The organism is Rhodococcus shunpengi (assembly GCF_048381395.1).
Lineage (GTDB): Bacteria > Actinomycetota > Actinomycetes > Mycobacteriales > Mycobacteriaceae > Rhodococcus.
Genome location: NZ_JBLWIU010000006.1, coordinates 1 through 15,939, shown reverse-complemented (window position 1 = coordinate 15,939; position 15,939 = coordinate 1). Strand labels below are relative to the sequence as shown.

The 15,939-nt window shown below is 63.2% G+C and carries 15 protein-coding genes and 3 pseudogenes; 6 read left to right on the top strand and 12 right to left on the bottom strand.

Going from position 1 to position 15,939, the window contains the following annotated elements:
* The first annotated feature begins 141 nt into the window (after window positions 1-141).
* The 3 genes and pseudogenes from ACNJ7K_RS00935 to ACNJ7K_RS00925 form a co-directional block, all read left to right on the top strand.
* A complete protein-coding gene (locus ACNJ7K_RS00935; protein WP_487041013.1) occupies window positions 142-1,389 on the top strand; it encodes an IS256 family transposase in 1,248 nt (415 codons plus the stop codon).
* Window positions 1,390-1,481: 92 nt separating this feature from the next.
* Entirely contained in the window at window positions 1,482-2,708 is a 1,227-nt protein-coding gene (locus ACNJ7K_RS00930; protein ID WP_487041012.1) for a LuxR C-terminal-related transcriptional regulator, read from the top strand.
* Window positions 2,709-3,109: 401 nt separating this feature from the next.
* Window positions 3,110-3,379 (top strand): annotated as a pseudogene (locus ACNJ7K_RS00925) (transposase); the annotation flags it as partial.
* Window positions 3,380-3,395: 16 nt separating this feature from the next.
* Here ACNJ7K_RS00925 and ACNJ7K_RS00920 read toward each other — a convergent pair.
* Complete coding sequence (locus ACNJ7K_RS00920; RefSeq protein ID WP_019291309.1) at window positions 3,396-4,457, bottom strand: IS110 family RNA-guided transposase; 1,062 nt, start codon at window positions 4,455-4,457, stop codon at window positions 3,396-3,398.
* Window positions 4,458-4,534: 77 nt separating this feature from the next.
* On the opposite strand from ACNJ7K_RS00920, the pseudogene ACNJ7K_RS00915 reads away from it, so the two are divergent.
* Both ACNJ7K_RS00915 and ACNJ7K_RS00910 read left to right on the top strand, forming a co-directional pair.
* Window positions 4,535-4,921: pseudogene (locus ACNJ7K_RS00915) on the top strand (hypothetical protein); the annotation flags it as partial.
* A gap of 52 nt (window positions 4,922-4,973) precedes the next feature.
* Window positions 4,974-5,555 carry an integrase core domain-containing protein gene (locus ACNJ7K_RS00910; protein WP_487041011.1) on the top strand — a complete coding sequence of 194 codons (582 nt, stop codon included), beginning with the start codon at window positions 4,974-4,976 and terminating at the stop codon, window positions 5,553-5,555.
* 60 nt (window positions 5,556-5,615) lie between these two features.
* Here the strand turns inward: ACNJ7K_RS00910 and ACNJ7K_RS00905 are convergent.
* From ACNJ7K_RS00905 to hcaB, 11 genes and pseudogenes are all read right to left on the bottom strand, one after another.
* Window positions 5,616-5,969: pseudogene (locus tag ACNJ7K_RS00905) on the bottom strand (hypothetical protein); the annotation flags it as partial.
* Between the two features lie 89 nt (window positions 5,970-6,058).
* Window positions 6,059-6,514 carry a hypothetical protein gene (locus ACNJ7K_RS00900; protein ID WP_019288898.1) on the bottom strand — a complete coding sequence of 152 codons (456 nt, stop codon included), beginning with the start codon at window positions 6,512-6,514 and terminating at the stop codon, window positions 6,059-6,061.
* Between the two features lie 130 nt (window positions 6,515-6,644).
* A complete protein-coding gene (locus tag ACNJ7K_RS00895) occupies window positions 6,645-7,502 on the bottom strand; it encodes an alpha/beta fold hydrolase (RefSeq protein ID WP_019288897.1) in 858 nt (285 codons plus the stop codon).
* A 31-nt stretch (window positions 7,503-7,533) separates the two neighbouring features.
* Window positions 7,534-8,751 carry an NAD(P)/FAD-dependent oxidoreductase gene (locus ACNJ7K_RS00890; RefSeq protein WP_487041010.1) on the bottom strand — a complete coding sequence of 406 codons (1,218 nt, stop codon included), beginning with the start codon at window positions 8,749-8,751 and terminating at the stop codon, window positions 7,534-7,536.
* Between the two features lie 108 nt (window positions 8,752-8,859).
* Window positions 8,860-9,198: a non-heme iron oxygenase ferredoxin subunit gene (locus ACNJ7K_RS00885; protein WP_019288895.1), complete on the bottom strand. Its 339-nt coding sequence runs from the start codon at window positions 9,196-9,198 to the stop codon at window positions 8,860-8,862.
* A gap of 26 nt (window positions 9,199-9,224) precedes the next feature.
* Window positions 9,225-9,614, bottom strand: a complete 390-nt coding sequence (locus tag ACNJ7K_RS00880) for an SCP2 sterol-binding domain-containing protein (RefSeq protein ID WP_019288894.1) — start codon at window positions 9,612-9,614, stop codon at window positions 9,225-9,227.
* 333 nt (window positions 9,615-9,947) lie between these two features.
* A complete protein-coding gene (locus ACNJ7K_RS00875) occupies window positions 9,948-10,475 on the bottom strand; it encodes an aromatic-ring-hydroxylating dioxygenase subunit beta (protein WP_019288892.1) in 528 nt (175 codons plus the stop codon).
* 43 nt (window positions 10,476-10,518) lie between these two features.
* Complete coding sequence (locus ACNJ7K_RS00870; RefSeq protein ID WP_019288891.1) at window positions 10,519-11,868, bottom strand: aromatic ring-hydroxylating oxygenase subunit alpha; 1,350 nt, start codon at window positions 11,866-11,868, stop codon at window positions 10,519-10,521.
* On the bottom strand, window positions 11,858-12,280 hold the full coding sequence (locus ACNJ7K_RS00865) for an SCP2 sterol-binding domain-containing protein (protein WP_019288890.1): 423 nt from the start codon (window positions 12,278-12,280) through the stop codon (window positions 11,858-11,860). The genes ACNJ7K_RS00870 and ACNJ7K_RS00865 overlap by 11 nt, the downstream gene beginning before the upstream one ends.
* Window positions 12,281-12,831: 551 nt before the next feature.
* Entirely contained in the window at window positions 12,832-13,719 is an 888-nt protein-coding gene (locus ACNJ7K_RS00860) for a VOC family protein (protein WP_019288889.1), read from the bottom strand.
* A 29-nt stretch (window positions 13,720-13,748) separates the two neighbouring features.
* On the bottom strand, window positions 13,749-14,564 hold the full coding sequence (gene hcaB, locus ACNJ7K_RS00855; protein ID WP_487041009.1) for a 3-(cis-5,6-dihydroxycyclohexa-1,3-dien-1-yl)propanoate dehydrogenase: 816 nt from the start codon (window positions 14,562-14,564) through the stop codon (window positions 13,749-13,751).
* A 378-nt stretch (window positions 14,565-14,942) separates the two neighbouring features.
* On the opposite strand from hcaB, the gene ACNJ7K_RS00850 reads away from it, so the two are divergent.
* Window positions 14,943-15,939, top strand: a 997-nt coding sequence (locus tag ACNJ7K_RS00850) for an IS481 family transposase (RefSeq protein ID WP_487040953.1), incomplete at its 3' end; no start/stop codon positions are given.

Below are 15,939 nucleotides of genomic sequence, written 5' to 3'. Positions count from 1 at the left end.
GGGTAAGTCCCAGGGAGTGGTGGGAATCGGTTGAGGGCATCCGGGCAGGTCCACGGCGTGTCGATCCCTCACCGAGGGTGGGCCATCGCGTAGTGATCAACGAGTTACCTACCACAGTGACTCACAGAAAGCAGCTACGCGATGACCCACGACCATTCTGCACTGCTCGCCCAACTCGACGCACTCAAGAGCGCCGACAACACCAACGTGTTCGCCGAACTGATCCGCACCGGACTGCAAGCTCTGATCGAAGCCGAAGCCACCGACAAACTCGGCGCCGGCCGCTACGAACGCACCGACACCCGCATCACCCACCGCAACGGACACCGCACCAAAACCGTCGCCACCACCAGCGGAGACGTCGAGGTCAAGATCCCCAAGCTGCGCTCCGGGTCGTTCTTCCCCTCGCTGCTCGAGCGCCGTCGGCGGATCGACAAGGCTCTCTACGCGGTGGTGATGGAGGCCTACGTGCACGGGGTATCGACTCGCAGCGTCGACGACCTGGTCGGCGCCCTCGGAGTCGACTCCGGGATCTCGAAGTCGGAGGTCTCGCGGATCTGTGCCGGTCTGGACGCCGAGATCGCCCGGTTCCGGGAGCGCACCTTGACGCACACGAGCTTTCCGTATGTGTTCCTCGACGCCACTTTCTGCAAGGTCCGTGTCGGTGCGCACGTGGTGTCCCAGGCGTTGGTGGTCGCAACTGGGGTGTCGATCGACGGTAGCCGTGAGGTGTTGGGCACCGCGGTCGGGGACAGCGAATCCTACGAGTTCTGGCGGGAGTTCCTGGTCGGGTTACGGGGTCGGGGACTGTCCGGGGTGCATCTGGTGATCTCCGATGCGCACAGCGGGCTCAAAGCTGCCATTGCGCAGCAGTTCACGGGTTCGTCCTGGCAGCGGTGCCGGGTGCATTTCATGCGGAACATTCGGGCGACGGTGTCGGCCAAGCATGTGCCGCCGGTGATGGCGGCGGTCAAGACGATCTTCGCGCACACCGACCCGATCGAAGTCGCTGCGCAGTGGGATCAGGTCACCGACACCTTCGCCGGGTCGTTTCCGAAGGCCGCGGCGTTGATGGAGGTCGCCAAGCACGATGTACTGGCGTTCACCGCGTTTCCGAAGGCGCATTGGCAAAAAGTATGGTCCAACAATCCGATCGAGCGGTTGAACAAGGAAATCAAGCGTCGAGCCGATGTCGTGGAGATCTTCCCGAACCCGGCCGCGTTCCTCCGGTTGGCGACCGCGGTGGTCATCGAGCAGCACGACGAGTGGCAGGTTACTCGCCGCTACGTCTCGGACGTGAGTATGGACGAGCTCCGGGCGGTGATCGCTGCGAAGGAACAGGCCACCGAGTCGGTGCTGTCGTTGACCGGCTCGAGCGAAACAGCATAGTATTCACCGCGACTCGTTGATCGCTACGTGTACTGCAGAGCCGATCCGAAGTCCACCACTCCACGGGGCACTATCTAGAACGAGGAGGTGTCATGCAAGCTGATGCTCAGCGCATCGAAGTCATGAAAGCCCAAGATCCCGGTAATCCGTGGGACGCGTCCGGGGTCATGGTTCCCAGTGCAAACCGGCGTGAAATACGTGAGGTGATAGCAACGGCCCAGCGGTTGCTTGCCTGGGATGAGATGCCGTTCGGAGAAGTTCGCGATTTCAAGGCGACCGGGGAGATGCTTTCCACCATTGCGGCTATGACGAAGGAGGCATTGCGCGGAAACCCCTCAGCCGCGGAGCATTTGGCTGCGAGTGACGACTTGGTCGAGCTGCTCATCAAGGTCAAGACAGCGGGGGATCACCTCCACGAGGCCCAGCTCGCACAGCATACGGCAGGCTTCAAAGTAGTTCGGGATGCGCTGGCTTGTCTTCACGGCGTCAATTCTGTCGCGGAGCTCATCGAGGGCACCCCTGCTGCAGTCTGTCTCCTCGGCTTCGATCGAGCGATCCTCTCGCGTGTCGACGAATCGTCCTGGATCCCCGAAAATTTCTACTTCGTTGGCGACCCCCAGTGGGCCGCGGAAGTGCGCGTGATCGGTCACGAAAATCCGCTGCCGCTGGGCCCGGGGCTTATCGAATCGGAGAGCGCGCGCCGAAAGGTTCCCCTCATCGCCACGAACGTCCTGCAAAGTCCGCACGTTCATCGTCAGATCGCTGATGCGACACTCTCGAGGTCATACGCCGTCGCGCCCGTCATGCCGGAAGGGCGTGTAGCCGGTTTTCTTCACGCGGATTGCTATTTTCAGCGTCGGAACATGGAGCAGTTCGATCTCGAGATGCTCTCGATGTTCACCGAAGGCTTCGGATACGCGCTGCAGCGTGCATCACTCCTGGACCGCATGGCCAAGCTGAAGTCTGCAGTCAATAGCCTGGCAAACGGCATCTCGTCGGTGGTTGAAGAGTCTTCAGGATTTGAGCTGGGATCCAGCGGGTTCTACCGTGAGCGCCCGGAGATTACTTCGGGTCGGATAGGTGACTTCCCGGTCGGGCAAGCCGAAGGGGAGCTACCGCCGACTCGGCGGGAACAGGAAGTGCTGAGGTTGATGGCGGCGGGTGAAACGAACGCCGGGATCGCGAGTCAGCTCTTCATCTCAGAGGGGACCGTTAAGTCGCACGTGAAACAAATCCTTCGGAAGCTGGGTGCGGCCAACCGCGCACAAGCGGTCTCCCGGTGGTCCAAGATCGAGCAGAGGGAACGCGCCAACGGATGACGCTGACGACCGTTTGGCAAACGGTTTCCTATCTCCGGCCGATGGGTTCGCGGCCCCGCTCCCAGACGAGTCGATGAGCGCGGCCGAGTAGTAGGCCGGCAGCGTCAGCAGTTACCCGTGCATCACGAGCTGATCTGGGTGTCGCGCCGAAATCGGCTGCTGGATAACGCTGTCGGGTCGAGTGAACTCCTGCCTGAGAAGCGCGGGGACGACGAGTCGGCTCTGTCAACCTCGACTGGCCGAGGTTGTCAAAACCATGCGGTGCCGACGCCGGTGATCGTCGCGGCGTATGTCGCGCCCGGTTTGACGGCGACCATGGTGGCATGTCCCCTGTGAGTAGGTCCGGGTTGTTCTAGAGTCCTGATTGCCCTGGTGAGGGCGAAGAAGGGACGATAGGGATCATGGCGGGACGCAAACGTCACTCGGCGGAAGACATCGTGCGCAAGCTGCGCCGGGCCGACGAGTTGGCCGCGGAAGGCAAGAACGGCGAGGAGATCGCCGCAGCGCTCGAGGTGTCGGCGGCGACGCTGTACAACTGGCGGCGCCAGTACTCCGGCATGGACGCCGATGCGGCGAAGGAACTCAAGGAACTACGGGAGCAGAACAGCCGGCTCAAGCGGTTGCTCGCAGATGCCGAGTTGGAGAAGGACGCGCTGCGGGAGATCGCGAAGGACGCTCCTATAGAGGTCAAGTGGTCAGAGCTCGGTAGTCCTGTCGTAGCGCGGTGAACACTTCGCGGGCGAGATAGCGTTTCTGGCATCTGATGATCTCAGGCATCGATTTGCCCTCTGATGTGCGGCGTTCCGCGTATCTGCGGGCTATGTCGCTGTATCGGAGGCGGACGACGACGGCGGTGTGCAGGGCCTGGTTGGCGCGACGATCGCCACCGCGGTGCAGTCGATGCCGATTCGTCTTGCCCGACGATGCGGGGATGGGCGCGACGCCGCAGAGGTGAGCGAAGGACGACTCCGACCGTAGCCTTTGTGGGTTGTCGCCAACGGTGATCAGCAGTGCCGCCGCGGTGTCCGGGCCGAGTCCGAACACGCTCGCGGTTCGTGGGGCGACTTCCTTGACAAGTGCAGCCAGGTTTTTCTTGAGTTCTTGTGCTTCCCTGCGTAGTTCGCGTGTTCGTTTCGCGAGTGAACGCAGGGCGACGATCGTGGCGTTGACCGGATCGGTCATGGCGGCGGTGTCGGGTTCGAGCGCGATGCACGCGTCGAGCAGTGCCGTGGTGCTGCGCCCACGTAGCTGTGTGCGCAGCACTTCGGGGGCGGTGACAAGCATTGATCGGATCGTATTCATCGAGGCGGTCGCGGCCTTCACAGCGCCGGATCGAGCGACCCGCAGGGCCCGGATCGCTTCGATGGGTCCGTCACCGTGCTTGGGCTCGGACAGTTGGTGACGGGCCAGGACGGCACGGGCCGCGGCTTCGGCATCGATGGGGTCGCTCTTGCCTTCGCTTCGGCGAAGTTTGCGGTTGGGGCGAGGCACTTCCACCACCGCGATGTGGTGATGTCGTAGGTGGCGACTGATGCCGGCACCGTAGGAGCTGGTGCCTTCGATTCCTACTGAGATCGGGTGACCGTGCTGGTGGATCCATTCGACCACAGCGTCATATGCTGATGAGGTGGTGTCGAATTGGCGGTGCGCGAGCAGGATTCCGGTGTCGGTGATGATTGCGGCGTGATGGGTGTCGGCGTGGGTGTCGATGCCGCAGTAGATGTGCTGTGGGGCTCGGGTCGGTGTCACGTGATGGCCTTCCTCTGACGTGGGGGGCGCGAGGTTCGGACGGGCCAGTGACGGGCCGGGCGGGGCGGCAGGCTCCTATGAGGTCACGGACATCGCGTGCTCCACTGTCGGGTGTGGTGGCCCGCTGGCGGTCGGGTCGACGGGTCCTGCGAAAGGCACTTCGGTGGCCAGGAAAATTCCGGGTCAGGCCGTCCCACCAGCGGGTTGTTCTCATTATCCACTGGAAAATTCTAAGCCCGACCGCCAAACGCGCCGCGATCACCATGCTCACCGGCACCATGCAGATGTCGGAGCGGTTCGCGTGCAAGGTCGTTGGGCTCTCCCGATCGGTTTACCGGCGGTTGCCGTTGGCGCAGACACCAGGCGACCCGGATGCCGATCTGCGCGCAGAGCTGCGCAGGTATTCCCGCAAGCATCCGCGGCACGGGTTCCGTCGGGCGTGGGCGTGGCTGCGCTACGACCAGGGCATCGAGGTGAACAAGAAGAAAATCGACCGCCTATGGAAAAGAAGAAGGATTGCAGGTCCGGCGTGCTCCACGCCGCAAACGTGCCGGCCTGTCCTCGGTGCCGATCGTCGACGCGGATGCTCCGAATGTTGTGTGGGCATTAGACTTCCAGTTCGACTCGACCATCGACGGCAAGACGGTGAAGATCGCGTCGATGGTCGACGAACATACCCGGATGTCGCTGTTGAACATCGTGGACCGCTCGATCACCGCCGGCCGGTTGATCGAGGGCTTGGAGAAGGCGTTCGCGATGTGGGGTGGGCCGCCGCTGGTGCTGCGCATGGACAACGGGCCCGAGTTCATCTCGGAAGCGCTGCGGGACTTCTGTGCTGGTTCGGTGGGGATGTCCTACATTCCGCCGGGCACGCCGTGGAACAACGGGTTCATCGAGTCGTTCAACAACCGGCTGCGCGATGAGTGCCTGAACCGCAACTACTGGCCCACACTGCTCGAGGCCCGCGTGGTGATCGAGGACTTCAAGGACGACCACAATCACCGGCACCGTCATTCAGCATTGGGTTACAAGACCCCCGCCGAGTACGCTGCCGGATGCACCCACCGGCACCAGCCCGTGGCGTGCGAGATCGACTGATCGACTGCACGTAGGAACCGGCTCTAGAACCGACCGGACCGACTATCGGGGACCTGCCACCAGTGTGGCCTGCAGATCGCCGCTGATCTGTCCGATCAAGGTATTTAGCTCGCTGGCGACAGCGGCGTCCGTGGCTTGCACATCAGCGAGGGCGGCCTTCATCTTTGCCAGTGAATCGAACGCTGCGAGTGTGACGTTCTCGTGCGCCACAATCTTGTCGAGTGCTGGGTTGTAGTTGTTCGCCGACACCACAGCTTGATCCAACCGGTATGGCGTGGCGACCAGGTTGTAGACGCGGGGCACCAGGTAGAAGATCGCGAATGGAATCAGCACACAGACCATAGCGACTCTGGCCACAGTCGTCGTCCTCGATGCGCGCGGCGGCCGATCGGGTGCGGAGGACGTGAGTGCCACAGTCGGCGAATCGACGGTAAGACCCGGAGTCGCGGAATCGAGTCGCTGGGCGCTCAGGGCGAAGTTCCGGTTCTTTCCGGGCGCGGCCGTCACGATTCGACCACCGAGACCAGCGCGATGGTGCGTAGCGAAGACACCGGGTGTGTGAGGAGGCCCTTGACTACCAGTTTGCGGGTGAGGATCGCACCCAGCACAGCGAGCCCTCGCTTGGTGAAAAAGCCAACCGGGAGCAGCCCCCCGGCCTTCATCTGCAGCTGCGATACATCCAGGATCTGATCGGCGGTGGCGATAACGGTCACGCTCGGCCGGCCGACGACGTCGTTGTAGACGACTGCCTCATCGGTGCCGAACACGATCGTGCATGCATTGTCGGTGTCCGTGCCGAAGACGGAGATCGGCCGAGCAATCTTGCGTGCGAACTTGATTCGTGACGGAAAACTCTCGAAGTTCTGCTCGAGTAGCATCCCGACGATGTTGGCGAGGCCATTCGCGTCCTCCCCGTCGTACAGAGTGACGCCGTACGTGGCGGTTTCAACAGTTGTCATGGGTAGTGCCTTTCAAAAGGCAGGGATTTACGATGTGTCATGCGGCCCCTGCGCGGGACTCGCCTGGAGAGGCGTCGCCGAGGGCGCGCAACGCTATTCACCGTGAGTCGACCGGGCCGACGAACAGCTTTCACCTGGTGAAGAAGTCGATTGCCAGCCGGTTGAACTCGTCCCGGCGCTCTGCCTGCGCCCAGTGGCCGCATCGCGAGAACACGTGGAGATCCGCATTCGGCATGCGCTGCAGAGCAAACAGGCCGCCATCCATCGGAACCACACGGTCGTCACGACCCCAGACCAGCAGGGTTTCGTGCTGCACCTCGTGCAGATGCCGCCACAACTCGGCGTCGGGCGAGGACATGATCGACCTGACCGCGCGGAGCGCTCCGGCCCGAGCGTCCGGATCCATTGCTGCCTCGAGTCGCTCGGTGATCAGTTCGTCCGTAACCATGGCCGGGTCGAAGACCATCATGCGAATGAAAGCTGCCATGCGATCACGAGACGGTCCGGGCGCATCATAGAAGGACGACAGGATCTTCAGTCCTTCGCTCGGGTGCGGCGTGACAACGTTCACGGAGACGCCGGCTGGCCCCATCAGGATCATGCGATCGATACAGTCGGGGCGGTCCAGTGCAAGCCGCACCGTCGTTCCACCACCCATGGAGTTGCCGACGAAGTGGGCCTTCTCCACGCCGAGGGAAGAGAGAAGGTCGGCAATGCACCGAGCGGCGAAAGTCCAATAGTCCCCATCGAATTCGGGCTTGTCCGCCAGCCCGTATCCTGGCTGATCCGGAACGACGACGTGGAATTGCTCGGCCAGCGCGGCCACGTTACCGCCGAAGTTGCTCCAGCCCGATGCCCCGGGGCCTCCCCCGTGGAGCAGAACGAGCGTCTCTCCGACACCCGCCTCGTGGAAGTGCAGTTTCGTTCCCTGGACCGCCACGGTCCGCGATGCCAGGTTCGTAGGCCCGATATGCGTATCGCCCATCATTTCATTCCGTTCTCTTCGAGGATGCGAAAACTTACTCTTCGCGGACCCGCAAAAGCGATTTCAAATCGGTGCCTTCGTCCGCGAGCGCAGCAGCGTCGACCGCGATGCGGCGACCGATCATGCGTTTGGCGACACCTATGTCGCGCGCGTTGTCCATGCTGAATGCCGCCACCACCCTCGACCGGCTCAGGTAGAAGATCGAGAATCGGCGGTCGTCCGGCACTCCCCGCACGACCACCTCATCCACGGCATACGGCACGCCCGCCATCTGCAGGTTCACCGAAAATTGGTCGGACCAGAACCACGGGACCTCCGAGAAGGCCTCGTTTGCGCCGAGGACGTTACGGGCGACCGCTACCGCGTGGTTCTGCGCGTTCTGCCAGTGTTCGGGGCGGATGTGGCGCCCCAGGGTGGGTTCGAACCTGTTCGCGACATCGCCGGCAGCGAAGACGAACGGGACGGTCGTACGCCCGTGCGCGTCGACCTGCACTCCGTTTCCGGTCGAGAGCCCGCTGTCTGCAGCGAGCTCGTCTGCCGGTACGGCGCCGATGCCCATCACGACGAGATCAGCATCCCACCGCCGCCCATCGGTCGCGGTGACAGTCACGCTGTCCTCGGACTCACACACGCTCGCGATATTCACCGACGTCACCAGGACGATCCCCTCACTTCGGTAGAAGCTCGACAGGATCTTCGAGGCAGCGCCACCCAAGGACCTCAGGAAAGGACCTTCAGCGGTCTCGAGAATGGTCACGGAGTGGCCGAGACCCACCGCGCCGGACGCAACCTCGGCCCCGATGAAGCCGCCCCCGACGACGACAACCGACTGCGCCGTGGCCAGCTGCGTACGCAACCGAGCCGCATCAGAAAGCGTGCGGAGTACGAGCACGCGGGACTGTGCGTCACTCCGAGACCCCTCGAATGTGCGTGCCGCAGCCCCGGTGGTCAGGATCAACTTGTCGAAGCGGTGAGAATGGCCCAGCACATCCTGCAGCCGTCGGCTCGACACGTCGACGCGGGCGATCTTTCGGCCGAGCCGCAGCTCCACATCGTGATCGTGGTACCAGCCCTCAGGATGGACCAGCAGGGTGGACATCTCCGGCTCGTCCACCAGGAGGGACTTCGACAGCGGCGGGCGGTGGTACGGGGCTGTCGGCTCGTCGCCGAACATCACGATCGAGCCCGCGAAACCGTTTCCGCGCAGCGTCTCCGCCGCCCGCGCACCAGCCAGACCCGCGCCGACGATCACGACGACCTCAGCTGCACTCATCACGCGACCACCTTGTACGGGGACGAGCCGGCCTGCGCGCCGCACCGACCCGATGCGACGTCATGGAGCGCGACATACCTATACCAATCATGTTGTGATGTACACGAATTCGCCGTCGGAACGGGTCTCGAAGCGGCGAAGCGGGAGTTGCGCCGGCAGGCACACCGGCAAACCCGATCGGATATCGAACTGACCACCGTGGAGCGGACACTCGATGACATGGCCGTCGAGAAACCCGTCGGCGAGCGAAGCGTCCTCATGCGTACAGGTGTCCTGCACGGCAAGAATCTCGCCCTCCACTTCGAAGATCGCGATCGGACCTGCCGCACTCGGGACCGATACCCCGTCACCGCTGCGCAGCTGGGCCAGTCGACAGCGGGCGATCTCGGTCGAGTTCCCCGAGCCGTCCGCCAACGGTTGGTCCACGACAATCCGCCCCGCGGAGTGCCCGCTCACGCTTCCCAGTCCGTCGGCACATCGGCGAACTGATGCAGGGCCGCTTCCAATCCTGCGAAGTGCTTGAGCGCCAACGCGAGGCTGCCCTTGAACTTGATCGGCCCGGTCACAGCTCGCCGCACGCCCATCTCTTTCGCGGCGACTTTCCTCCAGGTCTCCGCTGGAGCTGCAAGATTGAACTTTGGGTCCTTGCCGGGAATCTGCGGTCCGGCGTAATCGATGAGCCCGTCGCCGTTGACGTGGATGTGAACGGGCGCCCGATCGCGATCCGACACGGACATCTGCACGATCATGTCGATGCCCTTCGTCCCTTCGATGGCCGTCGTGTTGCCCTTCCACACCTCGGCGTAGTGCTTGATCCAGTCCTCGTTCAGCAGGGCGTGCATGATTTCTCCTTCGTATCGACAAAATTCGCGAGCGGAATGCTTACGTTTGGAAGTGGTTTCGGAACTCGAGGCGCAGGGTCCGCCAGGCCTCCGGATCGCGCGCCGCGTCCGCTAGCAGGACCCAGAACTCTTGGCGCGCATGACAAAGTAGGTCCAGCGCCACCGGATCGAGGAACGTCTCTCGGTCCGACCGCAGCGACGTGACCCGCAGGCGTGACCCGTTGGCGGTGGAGTCCCGCACAACCCGCACACCGGCGTATTCGTTCTCGATGAGCAGATCCGGATCTCGGTACTTATCCGGCGCGACACCACTGCCTCTCTGCCGAGCCGCCATCAGAACAGAACGCTGATGTTGTCGGAGGTGAACGTGTTGTGCTCCAGGAGAATTTTGCGCTCCAGGATGTGCCAGGACGCGCCATCTCGCACCAAGATGTCCTCCCGCATCCCGACGAACGTGTGCTCGGTGGCCTCCAGGCGCGAGCGAAACGTCAGAAAGTTGGAGGTTGCGAACACCTGGCCCTCGACCTCGGACTCGGTCGCGGTCACATTCGTGATGAGGCGGCGAGTCCGCGACGGGGGGATCTCCGCCCAGGCGCTCTTGGCCGACAGGCTCGCGACGCGCAGCTCCAACGTTCCGTAGTCGTCGTCGAAGAGCGCGAGTTCACCCGGCTTCATGCGGTCGGGCTCCCCCTCGCGCGTCACCCGCACCGGCGCCCAGTAGGTGCTCTCGCTGGTGAACAGTCCGATCCACTCGTCGTATCGGCGTTCATCGAGAAGCCGTGCCTCGTGGTAGTAGAACTGCGCGACGTCGAGGGAAAGGATTGCGAGGCTTCCGGGGGGCGTTTCGTCAAGCAATGTCATTGCGATCACCAAATCTCGTTGTCAGAGGAGCTTGGACGGGCCATCAGATGCGAGTCGGGGGAATCTTTGAGATCGACTCGGGCGACGCCGCCTGCATGTACGTCTTCCAGAGCTCGTAGAACCGGCGCTGATTGATCTCCGAGTAGATGCCGCCCGCGATACCCGGAACGTCGTCGTCCCCGACGACCTCCGCCGCGGTTCTGTCGGAGCCGAGGCCCAGCATCATGTTGCTGTCCAGCTGCCGACCGATGAACCCGCGCATGCCGTTCTGGCACTCCCGCCAGTTCTCGCCGTCGTCCTGCTCCAGCAACCCGGCCGGGCCGAAGGTGAGCTCGTACTGTTTCCGGACCGCATCTTTGACGTCTTCGGGCAGGCTCTTGTCGAGTACGCACCACTGATGGATCAACGTCCGGTCGGGGCCCTGCGGGTGGTGTACCCGCATCAGGCGGAACTGCTCGAGGTCCAGCCACGCGAAGGTCGGGAACAGGGCACCGTGGCCGAGCGGGATGAGCCGCGCAAGCTCCGCGCCCTTCTCTTCGGCGATTCGCTTGCGCTGCTCCGCCAGGAACTCGGTCTGAATGTTGGGCAACGTCCAGTAGGAGTGCAGGGGTTCCTCTCCGCCGACGTCTTCCGAGACCGGCCTGGTGAATGCATGGCCGATGAAGCCCATTCCCGCCGAGATCTGATAGCCCTGGTCGGGCACCGCCTGCATGAGTCCGAGCTCGGCCGGGCGTGCGTGCGAGTGTTCGACGTGGTACATGTCGGCGGCGAAGTTCTCGGCGGCGATCTTCCAGTTCGTGTCGACGGTCCAGCGGTGTGCGCCGGGGACCACCTCCACACCGGCGGGGTCTCGCGCGAAGAGCAAGTCGAAGTATGTCTTCAATTCGCCGAGCCACTCGTCCAGCGACGGGCCCTCCGGCGCCCAGTTACCGAAGAGGAACCCCCGGTACTCCTCGACCCGGGTGACCTCGCGAAGACCCCACTCTTTCTTGTCGAGGACACCGGCGTAGCCCAGCCGGAACTTCGGAACGCCCTCGAGCTCACCGGCGCTGGAGTAGGTCCACGCGTGGTAGGGGCACTTGAAGAAGCTCGTGTTTCCTTCGTCGGAACGACAGACCCGCATACCGCGGTGTCGGCAGGAGTTCAGCAGTGCCCGCACGCGTCCGTCGTGACCGCGGGAGACGATAACGGAATCTTCCCCCATGTACGTGGTGATAAAGTCGCCCGGTTCGGCGACCTGGCTCACGTGCCCGAGAAACAGCCAGGTATTGGCGAAGAGGCGCTCGAGCTCGAGCTCGTAGACATCTCGGTCCACGAAGATCGAGCGGTTGATCAGGCCCTTGTCGTACTGAACCGCGTCGATGAGGTCGTTGATGCGCGAATCAACTGTCATGGCGGAGAGTCCTTTCGACGGATTTGTTGGTCAAATACGTGATGTCGATGTCTTTTTCAACGCTTGACAGGAGATCGAGCGCTTTCCCGAGCGACATCATCTTTTCCATGTCCCCGCTCACCTGCATACGCCCGGTCATCGCGGCCGCCTGACCGTTGAGCGCACCTCGCGACATCGTCACATTCGTGGAATAGTCAAGTGCCGCTTTGATGTCCGCAGATTCCGTCGGAGCACCGATACGGACGGCGAACGAGTCACCGGAGAACGCCATGTGGTACACGTCGGCGGCTGGACTATCCGCGACCGTGAGCTCGAAGATGGCATGCTGCCCGGCGGCTTCCTTCTTGAAGGCTTCATGTTTGTTTGCGGCGACGGTCAATGCGATCGCCCAGTCATCGGTAAGAAACTGCACTGGCAAGATAACTCCTCATGTTGTGAGCCATTAGCGCCGATTTTCACTCAGCGAGTCCACCCTCATTCGCTGGGTCTGATCATTCGAATTCGTAGCGGACCGTGCGTGCGCCGAGCCATGGGACTGGGACGTTGGGTAGGTCGGCTCGGCGTGGCGGGCGAGCAGGTGCGCTGGGTATTCGCTGACTGGTCGATGACCTCAGTCAACCGTGCCCCGGTCGCGGAGATCACCGAACCAGCGCCCGCGTGTCGCCAGCTCGGCGGCCGAGCGTCCCAGAATCCTTAATGACAGGAGAGTAGTTCGTGACGGCATGAGGGTGTCCTCCTTGATAGGCCCCGCCAGCAATCGTTCGCAATGGCCAGCAGGGATTCGCTTTGCCAGTCAGCGAGATGCCCTCATCACGTTCGCGCCGTGATCACCCGCCCCACAGCGAAACGCCTACCAGGCAACGCATTCAATCCCTCACGATGCCACGAGTGCCTCCCGAGCGACACGAAGTTCAGGTAATTAGCGCTCCGCGAAAATCGGCGTTAGCGCATCAGGGTGTTGAGTCAGGGTGCTACTGCCTCGAAGGCGCCAGGGGGCGTTTTAGCGATCATCTTGTGTCCCCAGATACTCGCCCGGTCGTACTGCGACACAGACCAATTGGCACCGACAGGAATTGCACCCCACCCGTATTCGATGTCGAAGCCGGAGGGCGACCGAACGTAGAACGAAACCATCTGATCGTTCACGTGGCGACCGAGCGTCATCGAGATCGGGATGGAACGCTCCATACACAGGTCGTAGGCCAAGCCGACGTCATCGATGTCGGCCACCTCGAGCATCAAGTGGTGCAGCCCCCGCACACCGGGAATCTGAGTAAGCGCCACGCTGTGGTGGCGCGGGTTGCAGTGGTAGAAGACGAGGTCGATGAACGTGGAGATCTCGTCGCTCTTCTTGAATCCGAAGCCATCGGTGTAGAACCCGTGCGCCGCTTTGAGATCCGGCACAGCGAGCACTACGTGACCCATGCCTTGCTCGCCAGTGACGAATTCGGAAATCGCGCGACCGGGCCGAAAGGACTTCGGTTCCACCTTCTGACCCGAGACGAGCTCGTGCCTGATCCCACTCGGGTCCTCGGCCACCACCATGGACAAGACTTGTCGTTCCCAGCACTCCTCCTCGGTGCCCCAGCGGCTCGTGACGCCGCTGCGCTGCAGGACCTCGAAGCAGGTACCCAGCGAATCCTCGTCGCCTGCATCCCAGCCGAGGTAGAGCAATGCGTTGCGCTCGCCCCGGTGGATCGCGAGCCGATGGTGCCGGTCGTCCATCCTGAGCTGCAGGACATCTTTGTTCTCGCTGAGGCGAGCCTCGAGCCCCAGCACCTCCGGGCCGAAGCTCTCCCACTCGGCCAGCGCAGGCGAGGTGACTCCCATATACGCCAATGACTTGACCATCTACCGCATTCCTTACTTGGTTGTTTCCATCAGAGATCCGCCCCTCCCGCTGCCTGCACCAACCCGCGGACCTGCATTCCGCCGTCGCTATTGATAACCACGCCGCTGATCGCCGCTGCGTTCTCCGGCGACGCCAGCAAGACATACGAGCCGGTGTGGTCCGCGGGCTGCTGGACGATCCCGAGCGGGTTCGTCGCTCGGACGAGATCCGGGAAGTTCGCCGCATCGCGAAGGGAAGTCTCGGCCTGGCCCAGAGCGCTCGCGCCACGAAGATTGGTCAACGTCCCGCCGGGAGCGACACCGTTCACCCGGACGCGGGGAGCCAGCTCGTAAGCCAACTGACGGATCAGGCCGACGGCGGCATGCTTCGAAGCCGTGTAAACAGATCCACCACCGGCCGGCAGAAAAGCCCCATTGGACAGCGTGAAGACGATCGACGGGGAGGAACTCTCCAGCAGCGCCGGAAGAGATGCCTTTACGCCCAGCAGATAGCCTTTGACGTTGACCGAGAAGATCTCGTCGAACGAGCCCGACAGAGTTGCACCCGGAGTGGTCGCCACCGGGGCGAAATAGTCAAAGATTCCAGCGTTCCCGACGAATGTGTTGAGCCCGCCGTGAGCCGCTACCGTCGCCGCCACCGCTCGCTCATTGTCTTCGAACGAGGAGACGTCGCCTTCGGTCACCACGACGTCCGGCAAGTCTTTCCGCAATGCCGCGATGTTCTCTGCGGAAGCATCAAGGACAGCGACACGTGCTCCTTCCGCCAGAAAACGCTCGACGACGGCGCGGCCGATCCCGGACGCGCCACCTGTGACGAGCGCACTACGTCCATCGAGCCATCCCATGAATCTCTCTCTCTGGTGAGATGTTGTCGTCCCGGCCGCACCGGGATCGCTGTCGTTGATTCGAACCCCTCGCGTTTCAGCGTTCGCCGCCGGAGTGGGCCACGTCTCAATCGTGCTGTGCCGTGGTTCGCCGCACATCTCCCTAATGGGAGGGTCCACATCTTCCGATTGAGAGGAATTGACGGCGGACACCATCCGTTTCGGAGGATCGCCGCCCGCCCCCTGAGATGTGCTGGCGATACCGGTAGAGCCGATTAGCTGTTGCGGGTCATGACGTTGTAGACACCAGCTCAGGGGATTGAAGAAGGCGGACGGGCCTTCCAACGGCAGGATGGGAAGTACCACCAACTCACCCAGCGCAACCGAAAGAACCCGTCCATGCTCCACCGTAACGCCCCGCTGTCCGTCGAAGGTCGCCGCCGTCTCGTCGAGCGGTGCCAGACCCGTCCGCTGTCCCATGTCGCCGCCGAGATGGGGATCTCCCGGTCCTGCGCCAGCAAATGGATGGCCCGCTACCGCGAACACGGCGAACTCGGTCTGCTCGACCGCCCCAGCGTGCCGCACCATCAGCCCACCGCGACCCCGGCTGAGACCGTGGCGCGGATCGAGACCCTGCGGCGGACCCGCAAGTGGTCCGCAGCCCGCATCGCCCACGAACTGGGCGCCGACGGCATCAGCATCTCGGTGCGCACCGTCAGCCGGCACCTCGTTCACCTCGGGTTGAACCGGCGCAGGTTCCTCGATCCGAACGGCGAGAACAATCGCCAGCCACGCCGGATCATCGCCCGCTGGCCCGGCCATATGGTGCACGTCGACATCAAGAAAGTCGGCCGGATCCCCGACGGCGGTGGCTGGCGTGTCCACGGTCGGGGCAGCGAGCAGGCCAAGAAGGTCGAGCGCGCCAAGGTCGCCGGTGCCCGCGCCGGTTACGTCTACCTGCATTCGGCGGTCGACGGGTTCTCCCGCCTTGCCTATACCGAGGCGCTATCCGACGAGAAGGCCGCCACGGCAATCGGGTTCATGCACCGCGCACGGGTGTTCTTCGCCGCCCACGGCATCGTGCACATCCACCGGGTCGTCACCGACAACGGGTCCTGCTACCGCGCGAAGGACTTCGCGAAAGTGCTCCACGGTGGCCGGCATCAGCGGATCACCCCGTATACGCCTCGCCACAACGGGAAAGTGGAGCGCTACAACCGCATCCTGGCCGAGGAGTTCCTCTACGCCCGCGTCTGGGCCAGCGAACGGCAACGCGCCCAGGCCCTACAGGTGTGGAATGTGCACTACAACTATCATCGGCCGCATACTGCCGTCGGAAACCGGCCGCCCGCGAGCAAGCTCCGGACCGGTGTCACCAACGTCATGGCCTCATACA

What these genes read in the sequence shown, in the direction of transcription:
- hcaB (WP_487041009.1), bottom strand. Translation starts at nt 14,564, where the DNA reads ATGGGATGGCTCGATGGACGTAGTGCGCTCGTCACAGGTGGCGCGTCC.
- ACNJ7K_RS00895 (WP_019288897.1), bottom strand. Translation starts at nt 7,502, where the DNA reads ATGATGGGCGATACGCATATCGGGCCTACGAACCTGGCATCGCGGACC.
- ACNJ7K_RS00860 (WP_019288889.1), bottom strand. Translation starts at nt 13,719, where the DNA reads ATGGTCAAGTCATTGGCGTATATGGGAGTCACCTCGCCTGCGCTGGCC.
- ACNJ7K_RS00880 (WP_019288894.1), bottom strand. Translation starts at nt 9,614, where the DNA reads ATGCACGCCCTGCTGAACGAGGACTGGATCAAGCACTACGCCGAGGTG.
- ACNJ7K_RS00870 (WP_019288891.1), bottom strand. Translation starts at nt 11,868, where the DNA reads ATGACAGTTGATTCGCGCATCAACGACCTCATCGACGCGGTTCAGTAC.
- ACNJ7K_RS00900 (WP_019288898.1), bottom strand. Translation starts at nt 6,514, where the DNA reads ATGACAACTGTTGAAACCGCCACGTACGGCGTCACTCTGTACGACGGG.
- ACNJ7K_RS00875 (WP_019288892.1), bottom strand. Translation starts at nt 10,475, where the DNA reads ATGACATTGCTTGACGAAACGCCCCCCGGAAGCCTCGCAATCCTTTCC.
- ACNJ7K_RS00930 (WP_487041012.1), top strand. Translation starts at nt 1,482, where the DNA reads ATGCAAGCTGATGCTCAGCGCATCGAAGTCATGAAAGCCCAAGATCCC.
- ACNJ7K_RS00935 (WP_487041013.1), top strand. Translation starts at nt 142, where the DNA reads ATGACCCACGACCATTCTGCACTGCTCGCCCAACTCGACGCACTCAAG.